Origin of the sequence: Methylobacter tundripaludum SV96, assembly GCF_000190755.2 — a bacterium.
GTDB lineage: Bacteria > Pseudomonadota > Gammaproteobacteria > Methylococcales > Methylomonadaceae > Methylobacter_A > Methylobacter_A tundripaludum.
The window spans coordinates 2,487,266-2,505,658 of sequence record NZ_JH109152.1 but is presented as its reverse complement, the minus strand read 5'-3'; the positions used below and the strand labels follow the sequence as shown (position 1 = coordinate 2,505,658).

At 54.4% G+C, this 18,393-nt stretch carries 16 protein-coding genes and 1 pseudogene; 13 read left to right on the top strand and 4 right to left on the bottom strand.

What is annotated here, in order from left to right:
* Positions 1-63 precede the first annotated feature (63 nt).
* The 4 genes and pseudogenes from METTU_RS11205 (at position 64) to METTU_RS11195 (ending at position 6,604) form a co-directional block, all read left to right on the top strand.
* Positions 64-3,861, top strand: a complete 3,798-nt coding sequence (locus METTU_RS11205; RefSeq protein WP_006891686.1) for an ATP-binding protein — start codon at positions 64-66, stop codon at positions 3,859-3,861.
* 195 nt (positions 3,862-4,056) lie between these two features.
* Positions 4,057-4,203, top strand: a pseudogene (locus tag METTU_RS22465) (PepSY domain-containing protein); the annotation flags it as partial.
* A gap of 838 nt (positions 4,204-5,041) precedes the next feature.
* The gene (locus METTU_RS11200; RefSeq protein ID WP_006891683.1) at positions 5,042-5,560 is read left to right on the top strand and encodes an RNA polymerase sigma factor; all 519 of its coding nucleotides are present in this window, start codon (positions 5,042-5,044) and stop codon (positions 5,558-5,560) included.
* Positions 5,561-5,623: 63 nt separating this feature from the next.
* Entirely contained in the window at positions 5,624-6,604 is a 981-nt protein-coding gene (locus tag METTU_RS11195; RefSeq protein ID WP_006891682.1) for a FecR family protein, read from the top strand.
* A 14-nt stretch (positions 6,605-6,618) separates the two neighbouring features.
* On the opposite strand, the gene METTU_RS11190 is transcribed toward METTU_RS11195, so the two are convergent.
* Complete coding sequence (locus tag METTU_RS11190) at positions 6,619-6,891, bottom strand: type II toxin-antitoxin system YafQ family toxin (protein WP_006891681.1); 273 nt, start codon at positions 6,889-6,891, stop codon at positions 6,619-6,621.
* A gap of 1 nt (position 6,892) precedes the next feature.
* Positions 6,893-7,132: a hypothetical protein gene (locus METTU_RS11185; protein ID WP_006891680.1), complete on the bottom strand. Its 240-nt coding sequence runs from the start codon at positions 7,130-7,132 to the stop codon at positions 6,893-6,895.
* 266 nt (positions 7,133-7,398) lie between these two features.
* On the opposite strand from METTU_RS11185, the gene METTU_RS11180 reads away from it, so the two are divergent.
* The 3 genes from METTU_RS11180 to METTU_RS11170 all read left to right on the top strand — a co-directional run bounded on the left by METTU_RS11180 (position 7,399) and on the right by METTU_RS11170 (position 11,301).
* Positions 7,399-9,825: a TonB-dependent receptor gene (locus tag METTU_RS11180; RefSeq protein WP_006891679.1), complete on the top strand. Its 2,427-nt coding sequence runs from the start codon at positions 7,399-7,401 to the stop codon at positions 9,823-9,825.
* Between the two features lie 174 nt (positions 9,826-9,999).
* Complete coding sequence (locus METTU_RS11175; protein WP_006891678.1) at positions 10,000-10,518, top strand: hypothetical protein; 519 nt, start codon at positions 10,000-10,002, stop codon at positions 10,516-10,518.
* A 399-nt stretch (positions 10,519-10,917) separates the two neighbouring features.
* The gene (locus METTU_RS11170) at positions 10,918-11,301 is read left to right on the top strand and encodes a PepSY domain-containing protein (RefSeq protein WP_040579748.1); all 384 of its coding nucleotides are present in this window, start codon (positions 10,918-10,920) and stop codon (positions 11,299-11,301) included.
* Between the two features lie 392 nt (positions 11,302-11,693).
* Here the strand turns inward: METTU_RS11170 and METTU_RS11165 are convergent, their stop codons facing one another.
* Positions 11,694-12,893, bottom strand: coding sequence for an IS91 family transposase (locus METTU_RS11165; RefSeq protein WP_006891225.1), 1,200 nt, complete (start codon positions 12,891-12,893; stop codon positions 11,694-11,696).
* 9 nt (positions 12,894-12,902) lie between these two features.
* On the bottom strand, positions 12,903-13,778 hold the full coding sequence (locus METTU_RS11160; RefSeq protein WP_006891677.1) for a tyrosine-type recombinase/integrase: 876 nt from the start codon (positions 13,776-13,778) through the stop codon (positions 12,903-12,905).
* Between the two features lie 86 nt (positions 13,779-13,864).
* Here METTU_RS11160 and METTU_RS11155 point away from each other — a divergent pair, with 86 nt between their 5' ends.
* From METTU_RS11155 to METTU_RS11130, 6 genes are all read left to right on the top strand, one after another.
* Complete coding sequence (locus METTU_RS11155) at positions 13,865-14,131, top strand: hypothetical protein (protein ID WP_006891676.1); 267 nt, start codon at positions 13,865-13,867, stop codon at positions 14,129-14,131.
* Between the two features lie 559 nt (positions 14,132-14,690).
* On the top strand, positions 14,691-14,957 hold the full coding sequence (locus METTU_RS11150) for a hypothetical protein (RefSeq protein WP_006891675.1): 267 nt from the start codon (positions 14,691-14,693) through the stop codon (positions 14,955-14,957).
* A gap of 18 nt (positions 14,958-14,975) precedes the next feature.
* Complete coding sequence (locus METTU_RS11145; protein WP_006891674.1) at positions 14,976-15,755, top strand: energy transducer TonB; 780 nt, start codon at positions 14,976-14,978, stop codon at positions 15,753-15,755.
* 14 nt (positions 15,756-15,769) lie between these two features.
* On the top strand, positions 15,770-16,435 hold the full coding sequence (locus METTU_RS11140) for a MotA/TolQ/ExbB proton channel family protein (RefSeq protein ID WP_006891673.1): 666 nt from the start codon (positions 15,770-15,772) through the stop codon (positions 16,433-16,435).
* 2 nt (positions 16,436-16,437) lie between these two features.
* Positions 16,438-16,848 (top strand): ExbD/TolR family protein, encoded by a 411-nt coding sequence (locus METTU_RS11135; RefSeq protein WP_006891672.1) that lies wholly within the window; start codon positions 16,438-16,440, stop codon positions 16,846-16,848.
* Positions 16,849-16,930: 82 nt separating this feature from the next.
* Complete coding sequence (locus tag METTU_RS11130; RefSeq protein ID WP_006891671.1) at positions 16,931-18,349, top strand: efflux transporter outer membrane subunit; 1,419 nt, start codon at positions 16,931-16,933, stop codon at positions 18,347-18,349.
* The last annotated feature ends 44 nt before the right edge of the window (positions 18,350-18,393 follow it).

Here is an 18,393-nt window from a genome sequence, read left to right as displayed (position 1 = left end):
TTCAATCTTTCGCTATCGCCCGATAATAACAACCCGGCGTAACAAAAACGTAACAAGGTCTGCATGAAAAAAGTCACCGAAAGGACTCGCCTGGCATTACTGGGAATCTGGCAACTGGAAATCGACGGCCAACTGAACATCGGGCCTAATTACAACAAAGGTCGGGCGCTGTTGGCTTACCTTGCCATCGGCAAAGGGCCGCAATCGCGGGAAGCGATTAGCGCCCTGTTGTGGCCGGACTCCGCAGGCCATCTGCGCAGGGTGCTGTCCAATCTGCGCACCACGCTGGACATCGGCAACGCTCCCCCCTGTTTGTTGTCCGAAGGCGGCGCGCTCGCCCTCAACCCTCAATATCCGCTGTGGATGGATGTCAGCGCCTTTACTGAACCGCTTGCCTGCCATGCCGATAGTTCGCCGGAATATTGCGCCGGCTGCCTGAACGGAATGGAGCGTAAGGCGGCTTTGTATCGCGGCGAATTCATGGCCGGCTTTTCGATTCCCGAATGCGAGGCGTTCGAGGACTGGCTGCAACAGCAACGCGAAACGCTACGCTGCCGGATGCTGACCTTGCTGGAACGGCTTTGGCAGTGCCATGAACAGAACGGCAAACCGGATAAAGCCCTGACCTATGCCCAACGCTATGTGGAAATGGAACCCTGGAACGATGCCGGCCAGCGCCAGTTGATCCGCCTGATGGCCGTGAACGGACAAGCGGCGGCCGCCTTGTCACAATTCGAAACTTATCGACGCTTACTGGACAGGGAATTGGGCGTTCTGCCGGAACAGGAAACCCTGATGCTGATCGAGCAAATTCGTATCGGCAACTTCGACACCGCTCGTAACAACACTCTCCGCTTATCACCCGCATCGAACGAGCCGGTTTCGGAGCACCGCCTGCTAACCATGCTTTACTGCGGATTCGACGCGCCCGGCGTGGAAGACCTGGACGATCTGGCCGAGACGCTGCAGCTCCCGCAACAGCAAAGCGAGGAGATCATCGCCCGCCATTCCGGCCATATCGTCCAATCCCAACGCCACGGCATACTGGCCTGTTTCGGCTTTCCGTCGGCACGGGAAAACGCCGCACGTCATGCGGTCAGAGCAGCGTTGACCATCAGAGACGCCATGCCTGCAGCCATCTCCGCCAGAATTGGCGTCCATAGTGGCATGGTCATCGCCCAGGCCGGCATACCGGACATCATGGGCATGACGGCGGCTTATGCGACGGACATGGCAGAATACGCCGAGGCCGGAACGGTGCTGATAAGCGAGGTCACCGAACGCCTGACGATGGGTTATTTCCGTATCCATCCCCTCGGCACCCAGAGCCGGCAAGGCATGGCCAAGCCGCTGGCCGTACTGCGCGTCGAGGGCGAAAGCGGCGCCAACTCGCGCCTGGAATCCGCCGAACGCCTGACACCGCTGGTCGGCCGCTCGGCCGAATTAGCCCAACTTCGGGCTTGCTGGGAACAAGCCCGGCAAGGCATGGGGCAAACCGTGCTGATTCGTGGCGATGCCGGCATCGGCAAATCGCGTCTGGTCCACGACCTTGCCGCGCAATTGACCGGGCATACCGCCAGCCGCGAGTTGCGCTGTTTTCCCGAGTTCAGCCAGTCGCCGCTGCATCCGGTGCTGGCTCTTTGCGAGTCGCTGTGCGGTTTTGGCGCCGGCGATGCAGAAGCCGACAAACTCGAAAAACTATCGACTTACCTATTGGCGCATCACCCGGCTCTGGCGGATGAGGCGCTGGAACTGATCGCGCCGTTATTTCATTTACCGACGAAAACGCCTTCCGCACTGTCGCCGCAAACACAAAAACAGCGCACTGTCGGCATACTGCTCGATTTGCTGCACAATCTGGCGGCTCGACAGCCGCTGCTGCTGATCATCGAAGATTTGCACTGGTGCGACCCGTCCACATTGGAACTACTGGAAGCCCATGCCCGGCAACAGGCCACCCCCATCCTGACGCTGCTCACCGCCCGGCCGGAATTCCGCCTAGAACACAAACCCGGCTATACACTGGATTTAGCGCCGCTATCGGTAGCGGAAGTCACGGAGTTGATCGAACAATTGGATATCGGGCTGTCCGAGGAAGCCATACTCGGCATCGCCGGCCGCACCGACGGCATACCGCTGTTTGCCGAGGAAATGGCGCGGGCCTCGCAGATTCATGTTACCGGCCCAGGCGCAACGCTGACCTTGCAGGAATTGCTGACCGCTCGCCTGGACAGTACCAGCGAGGCCAAGCCTACCGCCTGGTTGGCCGCCACACTGGGCAGGGAATTCGATTTAGCCTTGTTACGCCGCATATCCCCGCTAACTCAAGACGCGTTCGAACAGACTGTCGAAACATTGGTAAACACCGGCCTGATACATGGCGACCATGACAAGACCTTCGCCTTTCGGCATGCCTTGATCCAGGAAGCCGCTTATCGCTCCCAACCCAAGAAAACCCGGCAGGCGGCGCACAGGCGTATCGCCGAGGTCTTGCAAACGGCTTTCCCGGAAACCGCAGAAACCCAGCCGGAAATCGTGGCCCGGCATTTGACCGAAGGCGGCGAGACCTTGTCCGCCATAGGCTATTGGCTCAAGGCCGGCCACAACGCCGCGTTGCATTCTGCCCATTTGGAAGCCAAGGCCCACTTCGAAACCGGCTTGTCTCTTCTGGAACAACTGCCAGACGACGAAACCCGCAACCGCTTGGAACTACAGCTACAAGCCGCTCTCGGCGGAGTGTTGATCGCGCTCAAGGGTTACGGCTCCGAGGAAGCCAAACGACATTTCACCCGCGCCGCCTATCTGGGCCGAGGCGCCGGCGACGAGGCGGAACTGTTTCCCATTATTTACGGCCTCTGGCTGGGTGGCCAATCCGACAGCATCACCGTGGCGCCGTTGGACTTAGCCGAAAAACTCATGCACATTGCCCAGCGCTCGGGCGACCCGGTTCATGCGATCGCCGCACATTACGCCCACGGCAACAATTTATTCTGGTTGGGTCGTCATTTGGAAGCCCGTCCGCATCTGGAAACGGTGTTGTCGTCGTTTCCGAAAATATCGGCCGAACGCTTGGTCGCCGAGCTGGGCGAAGATACTCGCGTCAGTTGCCACTCGTTCCTCGCCTGGGTAGAGTGGTTGCAAGGCTACCCCGATCGCGCCCGCCGGCAGATCGAAACGGCGGTATCCCAAGCATCGGCCCTTGGGCATGCTCACTCGCAAGGCTTCGCGCTGGCATTTTCGGCTACCTTGTATCGCCATCTGGGCCTGCCGCGCGAGACCGAAGCCATTAGTCTCGAATTATTGAAACTGGCCGAGCATCGCGAGCTGGGCCTCTGGACGGCCGTGGCTTATACCGCCCAGGGCTGGGCGATGGTCGCTCAAGGTAACGCAGAGGCCATCCATCAGATCGAACAAGGCGTGGCGGCAGTGCGGGTAGCGATGAAGCTGGTCGACGCTACCATCAGCTTGTATTTGGCCGATGGCCTGCTCAGATTGGGCCACCACCGCCAAGCCTTGGAATGCCTGGAAAGCATCATCTCCCAAGCCATAGACTGGCAAGACCACTATCTGCTGGCGGAGTTTTTCCGCTTGAAAGCCGAAGCCCTACTAGCGCTGGATAACGGCGTCAGTAGGGAAGCGGAAGCCTTGCTGCATCAAGCATTAGACACTGCCCGCCAGCAAAAATCAGTGATGTTGGAATTACGCGCCGCCATCACTCTGGCTCGGCTATGGCGGGATAGAGGGGAGTCGGCGCAGGCCTACTCCATGTTAAACGCAGTCTATCGCCGATTTACTGAAGGCTTCGATACTCCTGATCTACAGGCGGCGGCGACGCTATTGCAGGAATTCTCACCTCTATAATTGTATTTGCGATTGCCAACGATTAGACAGTGCGATCGACTCAGCCTGATCAAGTAGGTAGGTAAACTTTGAATGGCAGTTTTCGAACTTTCACCGGCCATTGGCTTGAAATGCGCGACACATAATTGCCGATCCCTGTCTGTCACTGTCCAACAAACGGCCATTTAATGGACGGGTTTGACCAAATCACTTTCGCAGTGGCCTTTACACTCCGGTCAGGCGTTCGGGATGACTGGGCGTATTCTGGTGTTTTTATCCGGCCTTGCTTGTCCGGTATTATTCGTTACCGGCGTGATGCGCTGGCGACAAAAACGCAGGGCGCATAAGTTAAAAGCCCCGTAGCTTGGGTTGCCGTCTTTTTGGCGACCCAACTCATGACCGCGACGGATGTGAGTAGGGCGTGCCGTGCGCGCCTTAGCAGTGAGTATGAAATAACGTAAGCTGATTTTATTTTTAAATCATGAAGAATTAAAGCCTTCAGTCTTTCATGGTCATTGCTTAAGCCTGTTCCTTACCTCCCAAGGCGCGCACGGCACGCCCTACGACGGATATTTCCAGACACGGATCAAGATATTTCCTGGTTGCGATTTATTTTTTTCACGACGGTTCTAGACCGTGCGTAACATCAGTAAATAGTCTTCTACACTCTGATGCGACAAGGGCTGTTTTGTAATGCCACGGGCTTGTCTCCGGTTATAAAGCGTGTTGGTTTTGGCAAACGGTTGGTTCGGTTTCGTAAGACCGTAGGGTGGGTGGATTCGTCGATTGGTTTGTGATGAGATGATCAATGATTGGCAACCGCTTAACCTTTCTATAGCGCAATAGTGACCGGCAAGGCTCGGATGAGCCGCGCTATTGTCCTTGATAATGGCAGGGTGTTTGGGATGGCGAAATGATTTTGTGCTGACATTCCATCTTGCCCATGTTCCTCGCATAACACGTCCAATACCCAGGACCGTATGTGATATGCCTTATTGCACTGTGTCATATCACGCAGTTTTACAAATTATACCGCCCCTCCCTACCCCCAACCCATCGCTAAGAAATCTTGTCAGATACGGCGCAAGCCCTGTCAATGCTGGCTTCATGGCACTCGTATGCAAGGCGCATCCCAGTGTGGCATGGATGCTGCTTTTGCTTATCAAATACTTGTCAATCAATAGCCTGTCCCCGACTTTCAATGCCTAAATCCAAACACGATCTACTCAACCGCCTGTTCCATCATCACAGCAAAGAGCTGTTGGCCTTCGCCGGTTGGCGGGTGGGCGATTTCGCGGCCGAAGACCTGGTGCAGGAAACCTATCTGCGCTTTCTACAGCATCCCGAACCCGCCTCCATCAGTAATCCGCGCGCTTATCTTTACAAGGTGGTCGCCAATCTCGGCTTCGATCACCACCGCAAGGAGAACGTTCGCGGCAAATACACCACCGAGACCGATGAAGTCGAACCGGATGACCTGATTTCGCCGCTGCCGGGGCCGGAAGCGCTCATGGAAGGAGAACTCCTGCTGCGGAACTGTCTGGCGGCGCTGAAAACATTGCCCGAAGTGTATCGTCATGTTTTTTTCCTGAACCGGATCGACGGCTTAACCCACCTCGAAATCGCCGATGCCTTGAAGCTGCCCCAGCGAACCGTGGAGCGCTATTGCGCCAAGGCGCTTGCCCACTGCTTTACCCATACGATGCGTAATCATGGCTAAATCGGCGCGCACCGGCAGCCGCTATTGTTTTATACTGCGGTATTCAAAGCCTCCCATTATTCTATGACTGATTCTTACGACACCTCATCAGGCTCCGTCCATGAACAAGCCACTTTCTGGGTCACGCGGCTCCATTCCGGCGATTGCACCGACCAAGAACGGCGAGATTTCGAAGTTTGGCTGGCGCAAAGCGAGGTTCACCGCGTCGCTCACCGCGAAGTTGAAGCATTCTGGAACGGCTTAAGTCGAATTGAGTCGCTTGCCGCTCCCCAGCTTGCGGCCGCGCGCGCCTATCTGCGCGAGACCCGGCAGTCTCGTCGCGCATTGTCTAAAAAACGTCTGGCGGGAATCTTGTCCGTTGCCCTGATAACCGGTTTCAGCCCGCTTGGCTGGTCATGGCTGAGCACCGATATTTACCGCACCGCCAAAGGCGAGTCCACCAGCATCCAGCTTAGCGACGGCTCGCGCATCGACCTCAATACCGACACCGAACTGAGCATACAGTACACCTGGACAGCGCGTAGCGTGAAACTGGAACGCGGCGAAGCTCTGTTTTCAGTCGTTCACAACCCGGAAAAGCCTTTTGAAGTCATCGCCGCAGGCGGCCGCATTCAGGACATAGGCACTCGCTTCAATATCTACCGGCAAGCCGATCGGGTCTCGGTAACGGTGCTGGAGGGCGAAGTCAGCGTTGCGGCCAAGCAAAATGCCACCGCGCAAAACCTGATTCCCGGCCAGCAGATCAGTTACGACTCGACCGGGCAAACCTCCGCCATTTCTTACCCCGACATGTCTATCGCCACCGCCTGGCAAAAAGGACAACTGGTATTCAAAGGCCAGCCCTTGAATAGAGTCTTGGAGCAGTTGGGCCGCTATCACGATGCCTCGCTGCAAGTGCCCGATTCGCGCTTGCAGTCGCTTAAGGTCAGCGGAGTATTCCCCACCAACAACCTAAGCCTTGCCCTCAATACCATTGCCGGTGCCTTGCCCATCAAGGTAACCCAAACCGCAACAACTACCTTCGTCATAGCCCCGGCTGATTAGCTTAGAGAGTTTTGTTAACTGCTAAAAATATCAGCATGACTGCCTGTTCTGCCAAGATATAAATCATCGCCTGCAATACGGTAGATTAATAGCCAATCCGGTTCGAGGTGTGAATCTCGATAACCATTCCAGTTACCTTTAAGAGGATGATCCAGGTATTCTGCGGGAAGCGGTTTTTCCTCAAGTAGCAGAATAAGTAATGCCCTTAGCTTATCCATGTCTTTACCACGTTTCTTGGCAACTTTTACATCACGCTTAAATTGGCTGGAATGAATTGGGTTGAGCACATTAAATTTCCAGGTCTTTAAACAACTCATCTGCCGAAGCGAAGCGCATTCCCTTCCCTTGTTCCAGCTCTTCCATTGCGGCGCGTGTCGCTTGATTCGGCTGTTGTTGCTGAGCGATATAAAGCCGCATCAGTTCTCGTACAATTTGAGCGGCCGGGCGATGGACACTGGCTGCAACAGCCACAAATTGATCTCTCAATTCCGGCTCCATCTTGATGGACATTTGTACTTCTTTGCGCATGGTGATTCCCCTGATAAATGACAGTTCGTCAGTCTATTGGGTATCTATAAAATAGTCAAAGGACATTCATTTGCTGCCGTTGCGCCGCTATAAGGGTGCCATTAAGCTAAGGCGACTCCCATGAAAAACCATTGTAGAAGTGAATTTACCCCTCTACGAACCATGGAACACGGGAACGATACAATTTTTTTCGTACTAAGTGGCGGTCTACAATCACCAAATCAGTCTTATAAGTTAGTGTCACAAACAAACTTAAAGGAGATCTGATGCGCACACTACCCAAACTGATAGCAAACCTGCCGCTGGCGATGGTCATGGGAGCGGCCGTAGCCGAAGAAAACACTTTCAACCTCAACATCCCCGCGCAACCGCTAGCCGCAGCGATAGAGGCAGTGAGCAAGCAAACAGGATTACAACCCTTTTACGCCGACGGCGCTTTAGTCGGCAAACAAAGCCCGGCGCTGAAAGGAAGCTACAGTAAACGCGAGGCCGTGGAAAAACTGCTGGCGCAAAGCGGACTGGACTACACTTTCACCGGCGACAATACGGTGGCGGTCAAGGCGCCTGCCGCCAAATCCGCTCAAAAAGCAAAGACAGAGGAACCTGTGGTTTTAGATACGCTAACCATCAAAGCCCAAAAAGCCAATGTCGATCAGCCGTTCGGATCCTATCTCGACCCTTCCAAAATAGCCCTCGCCAGAACCGCAACCAGCGATACCGCCCAAATGCTTAATGGTACGCCCGGCGTAAGCTTCTCCGGCGGTGGCGGCATTTCCAGCCGCCCCGTTATCCACGGCATGGCGGACGACCGGTTGCGGGTTCAAGTCGACGGCATGAATTTGATTTCGGCTTGCGCCAATCACATGAATCCCGCGCTGTCTTACGTTGCCCCTTCCAGCGTACTGAGCGCGCAGGTGCTTGCCGGCATCACGCCGGTCAGCATGGGCGGCGACAGTATCGGCGGCACGATTCGCGTTAACTCCGCCGACCCGGAATTTGCCGAGGACGGCAAGGCGCCGTTGATAAAAGGCCAGGCCTCGACCTTTTATCGTACCAACGGCGATGCGCGAGGCGGCAATATTTCCGCTTCGATAGCGAACGAACATGCCGAGCTTAAATACACCGGCTCCACGGTGCAGGCCCGTAATTACAAAGCGGGCGGAAATTTCACCACCCAAAATACCAAAAACGGCAGCGATGTCGTCGGTTCTTCAGCCTATAAATCCGAGAACCAATCGCTGTCGCTGGCCTTGCGTAACGACGACCATCTTGCCGTCATCAAAGTGGGACAGCAAAATATCCCTTATCAAGCCTTCCCCAATGTGCGTATGGACATGACCGGCGATGACAGTTGGTTCGCCAATGTCTTCACCAAGAGCCAGTTCCAGTGGGGTAATCTGGAAACGCGCGCTTATCACGAGGACGCCCGGCACAAGATGAACTTCCTCGCGGACAAAATGACGACGCCAACCCGCAACATGCCTATGGATACGCATGGCGTTAACCAGGGCCTGTCGGTAAAAGCCAATATCGATATGACCGACAAACACTTGCTGACTGTAGGCAGCGAATATCAGCGTTATCGTTTGGATGATTGGTGGGACCCGGCTCCAGGCAGCATGATGATGGGGCCGGGTACATTTTGGAATATCAATGCAGGAAAACGCGATCGCATCGATCTATTTACCGAATGGGAAGGCCGCTGGACCCAACAATGGCTGACTCAACTCGGCGCCCGTGTCGGTGTCGTGGAAATGAGCGCCGGTAACGTAAAGGACTATAAAGACAGCACAGTGGCACAGAGAGCGGAAGCGACGGCGGTGAATGGCCAAAATAAAAAACAGACCGACGTGAATATCGATTGGACTGCGTTAGCGCGTTATACCTTCAACGACATGCAAACTTATGAGTTGGGGGCCGCCAGAAAAACCCGCTCGCCCAACCTTTACGAGCGCTTTGCCTGGTCTCGCGGAGCTATGGCGATGTTTATGAACAATTGGGTCGGCGACGGCAACGGCTATGTAGGCGACATTAATCTTAAGCCGGAAGTCGCGCACACCGTCAGCGCTACAGCCAATTGGCACGATGCCAAGCAGGAGGACTGGGAAGCGAAAGTCACTCCCTTTTACACCCACGTCGAAAACTATATCGATGCGAGACTCTGTCAGCCCGGTAATGGGGTGACCTGCGCCAGCCCGTCCAGCGGTTTTAATCTACTGCAACTGGCCAACTTCGATGCGCACCTTTTCGGTGTCGATGTTTCCGGGTCTAAATTATTAGTGGATACCGCTAAATACGGCAGTCTGACCGGTAAAACCGTTTTAAATTATGTCAGAGGCCGAAACAACGACACCGGCGGCAACCTGTACCAACAAATGCCGTTCAATGCGACGGTAGCGCTCGAACATAAGCGCGGCGGCTGGTCCAACACTATCGAAACGCAAATAGCCAGCTCTAAAACAGATGTGCAAGCCGTCCGTTTGGAACCTAAAACCGCAGGCTACGCACTGCTCAACCTGCGCAGCAGTTATACCTGGAAGCACTTACGCATCGATGGCGGCATAGATAATCTTCTTGATAAAAATTACGCCCTTCCCTTGGGCGGTACCTATATAGGCGAAAGGAGTGTTGCGGGAACCGCAGTTCCCGGCATGGGGCGCTCGTTCAATGTGGGTATGACGATAAACTATTAAGTTTTTTATAGCTGACGTTACGCAAATTACATAAAATCACCGCGAAGATACGAGGAGTACGCTATTTTGTTTTTTCTTCGCGGTGGACATTGATTAGCTATTGCGTAACATCAGCAAATAACAATGCCCCTGGTAATAAACTAACATGGCAAGCAGCGCTACAAAGGAAATCAAATGATGAAACGATTAATCGCATCCCTCTCGGCCGCTTTATTGATAGCGGTATCAGCCCAGGCAGTAGAAAAAGCCGGCGATGATCGGCTTGATGAAATTGCGCAACGCGGTTCGCATGTCATGCCTTTCAATTTGGAGCAGACTACGCATATTTTCTCAAAAACCGAGAAAGGCGGCTTGCAGCAGGTCATCGCCAAAGACAGTTCCAATGTTGAGCAAATCAAGTTAATACGCGAGCATCTGTCAAAAATTTCAAAGGAGTTCGTTCAAGGCGACTTCTCCAACCCGGCCAAGATTCATGGCGAAAATATGCCCGGTTTAGCGGAATTGAAAACAGCTAAGCCGGATCAGATCAAAATTGTCTACAAGGAGCTGCCTAATGGCGCCGAGATCGACTACTCAACGGATGTTCCCAAACTGATTGAGGCCATTCATCAATGGTTCGACGCTCAATTGAGCGATCACGCCCGTCATGCTATTCCAGGTCACCCGCATCATTTAATGCACCACAAACCGTAAACCCGACATTTACCGCTCAATTCGGCAAGACGCAAACCGATATCAACCATGACGGTTCCGCAGCCAAGCAAAACCTGCGGTTATCGCGTCTAACACCCCATACAAACGCTGGGCTGCGCTTAACCTTGAACTCCAGCTTCGCTCATTACTCGAATCCGAGCTCTAAATCAGATAGGTCATATCACCTATAAAAATGTGTTATATGGCCTATTCCTCCGCTGCGAGACAGGAGTCGAGTAGTCCCCAGAAGCGATAGGGCATGTGTATTCACGAAGCGTTTTTTTGCGTAGTGAAAATGCAGGCTTTCCGAAATCGCGTCGAGTCATTGCGAGAATGATGTTGGATACCCTTTGCTGGGTATCCAACGAATGAAGCAGGACGGCTGGTTCAGGTGTTTACATGAATTTGCCCAACCAGTTTATGGCGCTGATCAAACAGCTGTCGCCCGGCACGCAGGGTTTTATGGATAGTCCGCATTCATTACCGGCGCCGTGTAAAAAGCCGATTGGTTTGGCGCAGGCGTTAAGCATTGTTCAAAGCCGTTGTCCTGAAGGTCGGATCGATTGGCTGAACTTTCCCGATGGCGATACCGGCGTTTATCGTATCAGCCTCATCAACGTACCCGAACTCAGCCGGTTTTGGTCGGAGCGGCAAGTTTCCGTCGATCAATACAACGGTGCGATATTGAAAGTACAAGATCCCGGCACCCGCAGTACCCCTTTGTCGAATGACAATGGCCATTGCACAGCGGCCTGGCCTTCGGTTGGACCGGGCGGATTTTAGTGTTTTTGACCGGCCTAGCCTGTCCGGTGTTGTTAAGGGTTGTCAGATGCCTGCCCTCCTGCGCAAGACTGCAAGACGCGACAGAACTGGGTGGGCAGGCGTCGGACAAGCCTCGAGGGAGGAAACCGCGGGCTACGCAGCAGTGGACTAGAACAGGGGATGGACTATGGAGATTTAACAGGTGGCTGTACGGGTTAACCTGGCTCTCATGTTGGTCAGCCGAGGCCCGATATAGCCCAGTAGGTCCATCTCACAGTCTATGCGCCTGATTTTTCGTGGCGGTGGCGAGCAAAAAATAGGGATTTTACGCCACCAGGCCAAGCCTTCCCGTATCGGCTCTAACCGCCGATAAACCAGTGGCAGGTGATTTGGCGTTTGGCAGGCACTTGTTTTCATGCCGTACCTCGTTGCCAAGGTGGCGCTCGAATCGGCTGTTTGCGCGCTAAGATTTCGACGATGATCATGGCCGCACCGCAGTCGGGACAGGTGAAAGTCGGCTGGGCCGATTGTCCTACCGCATCGGTATCCCCACCGTTGAGTTCACTGTCGGTCGGCATAACCTGCAGTAGTTTACGTACCTGCGCAAGCTGTTCACGGCGGCCGCAATTGGCGAGCAAGCCATAATGACGAATGCGATGGAAGCCACTGGGCAACACATGCAACAGGAAGCGGCGGATAAACTCGTCGGTAGTGAGCGTCATGGTTTTATGCCGCGTCTTGCCCTTGGCTCGGTAGTCTTTCCAGCGGAACGTGACGCCGCGCTCGTCCAGGGCAATCAGGCGTGAGTTGGCGATTGCCACCCGGTGGGTATAACGCGACAGATAAGCCAATACCGCCGAAGGCCCTGCAAACGGGCGTTTGGCGTAGACCACCCATTCGCACTTTTTAAGTGGCACGAGCCAATCAGCAAAGGCCGAGGCGTCAGCCAGATGGGCATGCTCACCGAAGAACTGCAATTGTCCTGCCGCCTGCGCTTTGCTGAGTTCTTCCAGAAAACGCCGTCGAAACAGCCGTGACAGCACGCGTACCGATAAAAAGAAGCCCGGTTTGCAAGCCACCCATCGCTTGCCGTCTACGGATAAGCCGCCGCCGGGAACGATGCCGTGCACATGCGGATGATGAGTTAACGCCGAGCCCCAGGTATGCAGAATCAAGGTGGCTCCGATCCGTGCGCCCAGATGTTTAGGGTCTGCGGCGATGGTGCGCAGCGTCTCGGCGGCAACCTCAAACAGCAAGCCATAGATCACTGACTTGTTGGTGTAAGCGATGGCGCTGATCGGCGCGGGCAAGGTGAACACCAGATGGTAATAGTCCACCGGTAACAGATCGGCCTGCCGGGCTTCGAGCCACCGTTTAGCCGCACTGGCCTGGCATTTTGGGCAGTGCCGGTTACGGCAAGAGTTGTAGGCAATTTCGTCATGCTCACAGGCGGAGCAGTGCAACACATGCCCACCCAAGGTCGAGGTACGACACTGTTCGATGGCGGACATGACTTTCAGTTGCCCCAGACTTAAGTGGGTTTGCTGAGCTTGTCGCCAAGCGGGTCCGTGGGTGCGGAAGATATCCGCCACCTCCAGTGCGGGACGCACCATGACCTTAGTCTACACCGGTTGCAATGTCTCCAGTGGACTGACCACCTCACGCAGGATATCGGTGGCTACCTGGGCATAGAGCGCCGTGGTCTCCAGCTTCTTGTGACCGAGTAACACCTGGATCACCCGAATATCCACCTTCTGTTCCAGCAAATGAGTGGCAAAGCTGTGCCTCAGCGTATGCATCGATACCCGCTTGTCAATTCGCGCCGCCTCAGCAGCGGCATGGATGGCCCGGTTGAGTTGACGGGTGCTGAGTGGATCGATGGGGTCCAAGCCAGGAAATAGCCAGCCACCTTGGAGCATTTTGCCTTGTGCATGAGCAAACTTCCACCAGGCCCGCAACCGTTCCAACAGCACCGGCGACAGCATGGCATAACGATCCTTGCTGCCTTTACCCTGTTCGATGCGCAGCGTCATACGCTGGCTGTCGATATTACCGACCTTCAGCGACACCACCTCGCTGGCACGTAAGCCGGCGCCGTAAGCCACCGATAACGCTGTCTGGTGCTTGAGATTGTCAACGGCGGCGATCAGGCGAGCCACCTCTTCACGACTCAATACCACCGGCAGTTTGTGAGGTACATGCACCGGGTGCATCTTAGTCAACAACTCAGGGCGGTCTAGCGTCGTTTCAAAGAGAAACTTGAGCCCGGTGAGGGTCGCATTCAATGAAATCGGCGAAATACCGTGATCAACCAAGTGCAATTGATAACGGCGTAAATCTTCGACGCTGGCTGTATCAGGCGAACGTCCCAGGAAACCCGCGAATCGTTTCACAACACGGATATAACTGGCCTGGGTTTTGGGGGAAAGTTTGCGCATCCGCATGTCGTCAATCATGCGTTGGCGCAACGGGGTAATGGGTTTACTTGTCGAAGTCATGACACTGCTCCTATCTTGAAACAAGGCGGATTGCCTCATTCCTTAACATAGGAAAATGTCACGCTCTTTCAACCACCCCCAGGCTTATGATCGCAGCCTCAATACCGCGTGAGCGGTTTAGTCCAATATTCGTTATCGGCCTGATTCGCTGGCTGCAAAAACGCAAGGCGAATAAGTTGAAAAACAAGGACGGCAAAAGGCTAAGGGGGTTAAAGCGTCTGCCAGCAATAACTTCCGCTTATGATTCCCGCGCCCTGCGCTCATCGTTATACACCAGCATCGACAGGCTGACGTTAGGCGGGAAACATGCCGATATGCAGACCTTCCAGGTTTTTAAAACCTGGAAGGTCTAACGTGCAACGTTCTGAACTGGTCAGACGTTTCGAATGGAGCAGAACCCCATCCTGCTTGATTCGAAAGTTACCGGCCCGCTCCTGCAGCGTCATTGTCTTCTTAAATTAATGGCAGTGACGCGCCGCGTGGAAACGATGAGCCCAAGTTTTGGGGCGTTATTGCCGCCATATCCCAAGGGCGGCCCCTGTTGAAGCCGCGTTTTTTTTTCGCCTTGCGCCTTTGGCCCTTCGCCTAATTTGACTATTTAAATTTTTTTTATCTTTTAGGTGAGGATTTCTTGCGCCTGAAACGTCTTATAGTTGAAGCTCGTAATTTGTTGTTTTTCCCTTAAAACCGGCAGTTCAGTTAGACGCTGCAAATTCTGGGCTTCGTTGTCTTCCTCATTTTGTGTCAGGCACGATAGCTGTTATCCAGGGATGGTTTTTTAAACGTAATCATGATGATTGAAGACTTGTTTGCAAAGATAACCCTGTTTAAGAATTTATGACGATTATTTCGTCCTAATTAATAAACGCGAAGACTGATACAAAAACAAACTAACGACATGAGGAAGGCGCTATGAAAACACTCAAACTGGTACAAGAATCCAAGGGAGTAAAGCTCCCTGCAAAGATGTCTAAAAATCGCGATGTTAAAAAGGATGATGATTTAATCGATTTATTTCCCCTCCCCCGATATTTTCAAGTGCATTTTCAGCATGTTCATGAAAATAGCCATGACCTTCAAGGCGAACTGGTTCAACTTAAAGATTATGTGGCTAAAGTCGACGAAAAACTCGAGCGTTTGATGGCGTTGTTAAGCCGTCCGCCCGAACATGTGCTTTGATAGCAAGACAATTTCCCTATGTATTTATTTAATAGCCATGAAGGCGGCGCGTTAACGCCTTTCGACGGCGCGGCTATGCCGACTGCACAAAAAATGCAAGCATTGCTTCAAGCCTTGGTAGGTCAAGAAAAGCCGCTCTCAATGGGCGGTTTGTTATTGACCTTAGTGCTGTCACTGCATCTATGGGCGGCTATATGGATGCTGCAACCTAGCGAGCCCGTTACCAAGGCCCAACCGATGATCATGGAAGTATCGCTGGTTTCCGCGCCGAGCCAACAAGCTGCGGCTGCGCCGATTGCGCAACCTAAACCGGTCGAGCCGAAAAAACCGCCGGAAAAAAAGCCGGTCAAGAAAAAGCAGCCGGTTATCCGCAAACAAATGGAGCTTCCAAAGCCGCAGGCTATGGCCGAGGAAATGCTGCCTGCGCCGTCGACTGCCGAATCGGCACCGGCTCCGGTAGCGACTAGCGCTGCCGCGAATACCTCAAGCAAGGCGACGGCGGATACCGCACCCTTTACCGAAGCGAATTTCAACGCCAATTACGGCTCCAATCCCAAGCCGAAATACCCCGGCGTTGCCACCAGTCGAGGCTGGGAGGGCACGGTGCGATTGCTGGTGAAAGTGTCCGTCGAAGGCGACAGCGAGGAAGTCACCGTGCAACGCAGCAGCGGCTACGACGTGCTCGACGAAGCCGCTATCGAAGCGGTCGAAAAATGGAAATTTATTCCAGCCAAACAAGGCGACACGCCGGTGTCCAGTTCGGTCGTCGTACCCATTAATTTTGTTTTGAATAACTAAAAAAGGAGATCTTAATGCCTCATCATATTGCGCCGGAAGTCATCATCAACGGCACCTTGTACACACTGCTGGCTTTCTCGGTAGCCACATGGACAGTGATTTTTTTTAAAATCTGGGAATTCACCAATAACGGTTACCGCAACCGCCGTTTTAACGCCGCGTTCTGGGATGCAGCCGATTTAACGCACGCGGAATCGGTGCCCGCAGATACCGCCATCGGTCCGCAGGCTCGAATCGCACAGCAGGGTTTTGCCTGGCTGAACGAAAGCCAACAGGCTGACGGTAAACACCTCAGATATATCGGCGCTCCGGCTGAATTGCTGGAACACTCGCTACAAGTGCAAATGCAGCGGGAGCAACACCTGATGGAAAGCGGCCTGACCCTGCTCGCCAGCATCGGCAGCACTTCGCCGTTCGTCGGCCTGTTCGGCACGGTGCTGGGCATCATGCACGCGATGCATGAGATTACCGCCAGCGGCTCGACCAGCCTGGATGTCGTGGCGGGCCCTATCGGCGATGCACTGGTCGCCACCGCAATCGGTATTGCCGTCGCCGTACCCGCGGTGTTGGCGTACAACTTTTTCCTGCGCAGGGTCAAACAGCAACGCGCCGGTTTGGAAAACTTTGTCACCAGTTTTCTGCATATCACGTTAAGCGCTGACAGCAAGGCTAAGGCATAGACATGGCTTTTAAACCGCAATCGGAAGACGAAGGCGCGATGAGCGAGATTAACGTCACGCCGCTGGTCGATGTGATGCTGGTGTTGGTGATTATTTTGCTGGTGACCGCGCCGCTGCTCACCCAATCGGTGCATGTGACCTTGCCGAAAACCGCTGCGACCACCCCGGACATTAAGGAACAACCGCTACAGCTCGGCGTCGATGCGCAAGGACTGATAACGCTGAATAAACTGCCCATGACCGATCTGGCTACATTGGAAACGGCTTTGAAGGATGAACTGTTGCGAAACCCTGAAATCGGCCTGCATTTATATGCCGATCAAGACGTTGTTTATTCAAAGGTTGCTGAAGTAATGGCGACCGTTCAACACGCCGGAATTGCCAAAATAGCCTTTGTGACTGAGGAGCAGTAATTTGCCCGGTCGGATTTTTAATACTGCCGGGGTAGCTCGGGCATGCCGTTTATGCCCGACATTTCGATGGTTGAATAGGGAAATGACGATCAAGTTACCTATCGCCGCCTCATTACTATCCCCGGGAACGTCGGGCAACGAACGGATGTTGCCCGACCTACGCCTTTTAATCTGCACAATCGTGTTGCTGACGACAAGCTGCGCTACAGCACCGGAGCGTAATGCCATCGATATGACGAAATCGCCGCCGCAATGGGCAACCGTCAATGCTCCCGCCAACCCAATCGCAACGCAATGGTTAAGCTCTTTTGCCGACCCCGCGCTAAGCGCATTAGTGAAAGATGCACTGAACAATAACTATGATTTGAAAGCCGCCGCAGCGCGCGTGGATTCGGCGCGGGAACAAGCGCGTATCGACGGCGCGGCGCGTTGGCCGCAGTTATTTTTTGCAGCGGGATACCGGCGCGACGCCTTGCCAAGCAGCGAGACAGGCGCGTTTGAAGCGCTGTTCACCATGAGCTGGGAAATCGATGTCTGGGGACGCATCAAAGCCGCCCAACAAGCGACCGGGCAGGAAGCGGAAGCCGTGGCTGCCGATTATCACGGTGCCAGACTGTCCCTGGCGGCGCGCACCGCGCAAAGCTATTTTGAGCTGATCGAGGCCAATCTTCAGGCTGAGGTAGCCGAACAATCGATCAAGGATCGCCGCACCATCGTCGAACTGGTACGCGGCCGATTTGCCCGCGGCCTGACACGCGGCCTGGATTTGCGTCTGGTGCTCACCGATCTGGCCAATGCCGAGGCGCAACTTGCCGGATCGCGCAATCAAGTGCAAATCGTCACCCGTAGACTGGAAGTATTGCTGGGCCGCTATCCGGGCAATAGCCTGAAAAACCGTTCAGCCTTGCCGGCACCGCCGACCGCTTTAGCCGCAGGATTACCCTCGGAACTGCTGACGCGTCGGCCCGACCTGATCGCCGCATTGTCGCGACTGCAAGCGTCCGATTCCCGTGTGGAGAGTGCGAAGAAAACCCTGTTGCCGCGGATTACCCTGACCGCCGCGGGAGGCACCGGCAGCCCCGCGTTGACAGAGCTGATCGATCCTCGCGCCGTCGCCTGGAATTTAGCCATGGGGCTCGTACAACCCGTTTTTACCGGCGGCCGCCTGAAAGCGGGCATACGCTTGAATGAGGCGCGCACCGAAGAAGCCTTTAATCAATATCAAAGCACCGCGCTTAACGCCTTTCGCGAAGTGGAACAAGCGCTGGCCGCAGAATTTTGGCTAAGGGAACAGGAACTGGCGCTCAAGGAAGCCGTGGAGCAAACCCAAGCCAGCCGCAAGCTCGCGGTCTATTCGTATCGTCAGGGCCTGATCGAAATTCTCACTTTGCTGGACAGCTACCGCAGCACCCTGAACGCCCAAAGCGCGCATCTTTCCGTGCAACGGCAATTGCTCAGCAATCGTATTGATCTGTACTTGGCTTTGGGGGGCGGGGTTTGATGATCACCTCGTTCACCTCGTTCCCACGCGCTGCGTGGGAATGC

Bases quoted from the DNA above. Each gene is read 5' to 3' on its own strand.
- METTU_RS11180 (WP_006891679.1), top strand. From the start codon at position 7,399: ATGCGCACACTACCCAAACTGATAGCAAACCTGCCGCTGGCGATGGTC.
- METTU_RS11130 (WP_006891671.1), top strand. From the start codon at position 16,931: ATGACGATCAAGTTACCTATCGCCGCCTCATTACTATCCCCGGGAACG.
- METTU_RS11155 (WP_006891676.1), top strand. From the start codon at position 13,865: ATGATCGCAGCCTCAATACCGCGTGAGCGGTTTAGTCCAATATTCGTT.
- METTU_RS11135 (WP_006891672.1), top strand. From the start codon at position 16,438: ATGGCTTTTAAACCGCAATCGGAAGACGAAGGCGCGATGAGCGAGATT.
- METTU_RS11185 (WP_006891680.1), bottom strand. From the start codon at position 7,132: ATGCGCAAAGAAGTACAAATGTCCATCAAGATGGAGCCGGAATTGAGA.
- METTU_RS11205 (WP_006891686.1), top strand. From the start codon at position 64: ATGAAAAAAGTCACCGAAAGGACTCGCCTGGCATTACTGGGAATCTGG.
- METTU_RS11165 (WP_006891225.1), bottom strand. From the start codon at position 12,893: ATGGTGCGTCCCGCACTGGAGGTGGCGGATATCTTCCGCACCCACGGA.
- METTU_RS11195 (WP_006891682.1), top strand. From the start codon at position 5,624: ATGACTGATTCTTACGACACCTCATCAGGCTCCGTCCATGAACAAGCC.
- METTU_RS11170 (WP_040579748.1), top strand. From the start codon at position 10,918: ATGAATTTGCCCAACCAGTTTATGGCGCTGATCAAACAGCTGTCGCCC.
- METTU_RS11145 (WP_006891674.1), top strand. From the start codon at position 14,976: ATGTATTTATTTAATAGCCATGAAGGCGGCGCGTTAACGCCTTTCGAC.
- METTU_RS11160 (WP_006891677.1), bottom strand. From the start codon at position 13,778: ATGACTTCGACAAGTAAACCCATTACCCCGTTGCGCCAACGCATGATT.
- METTU_RS11200 (WP_006891683.1), top strand. From the start codon at position 5,042: ATGCCTAAATCCAAACACGATCTACTCAACCGCCTGTTCCATCATCAC.
- METTU_RS11150 (WP_006891675.1), top strand. From the start codon at position 14,691: ATGAAAACACTCAAACTGGTACAAGAATCCAAGGGAGTAAAGCTCCCT.
- METTU_RS11175 (WP_006891678.1), top strand. From the start codon at position 10,000: ATGATGAAACGATTAATCGCATCCCTCTCGGCCGCTTTATTGATAGCG.
- METTU_RS11140 (WP_006891673.1), top strand. From the start codon at position 15,770: ATGCCTCATCATATTGCGCCGGAAGTCATCATCAACGGCACCTTGTAC.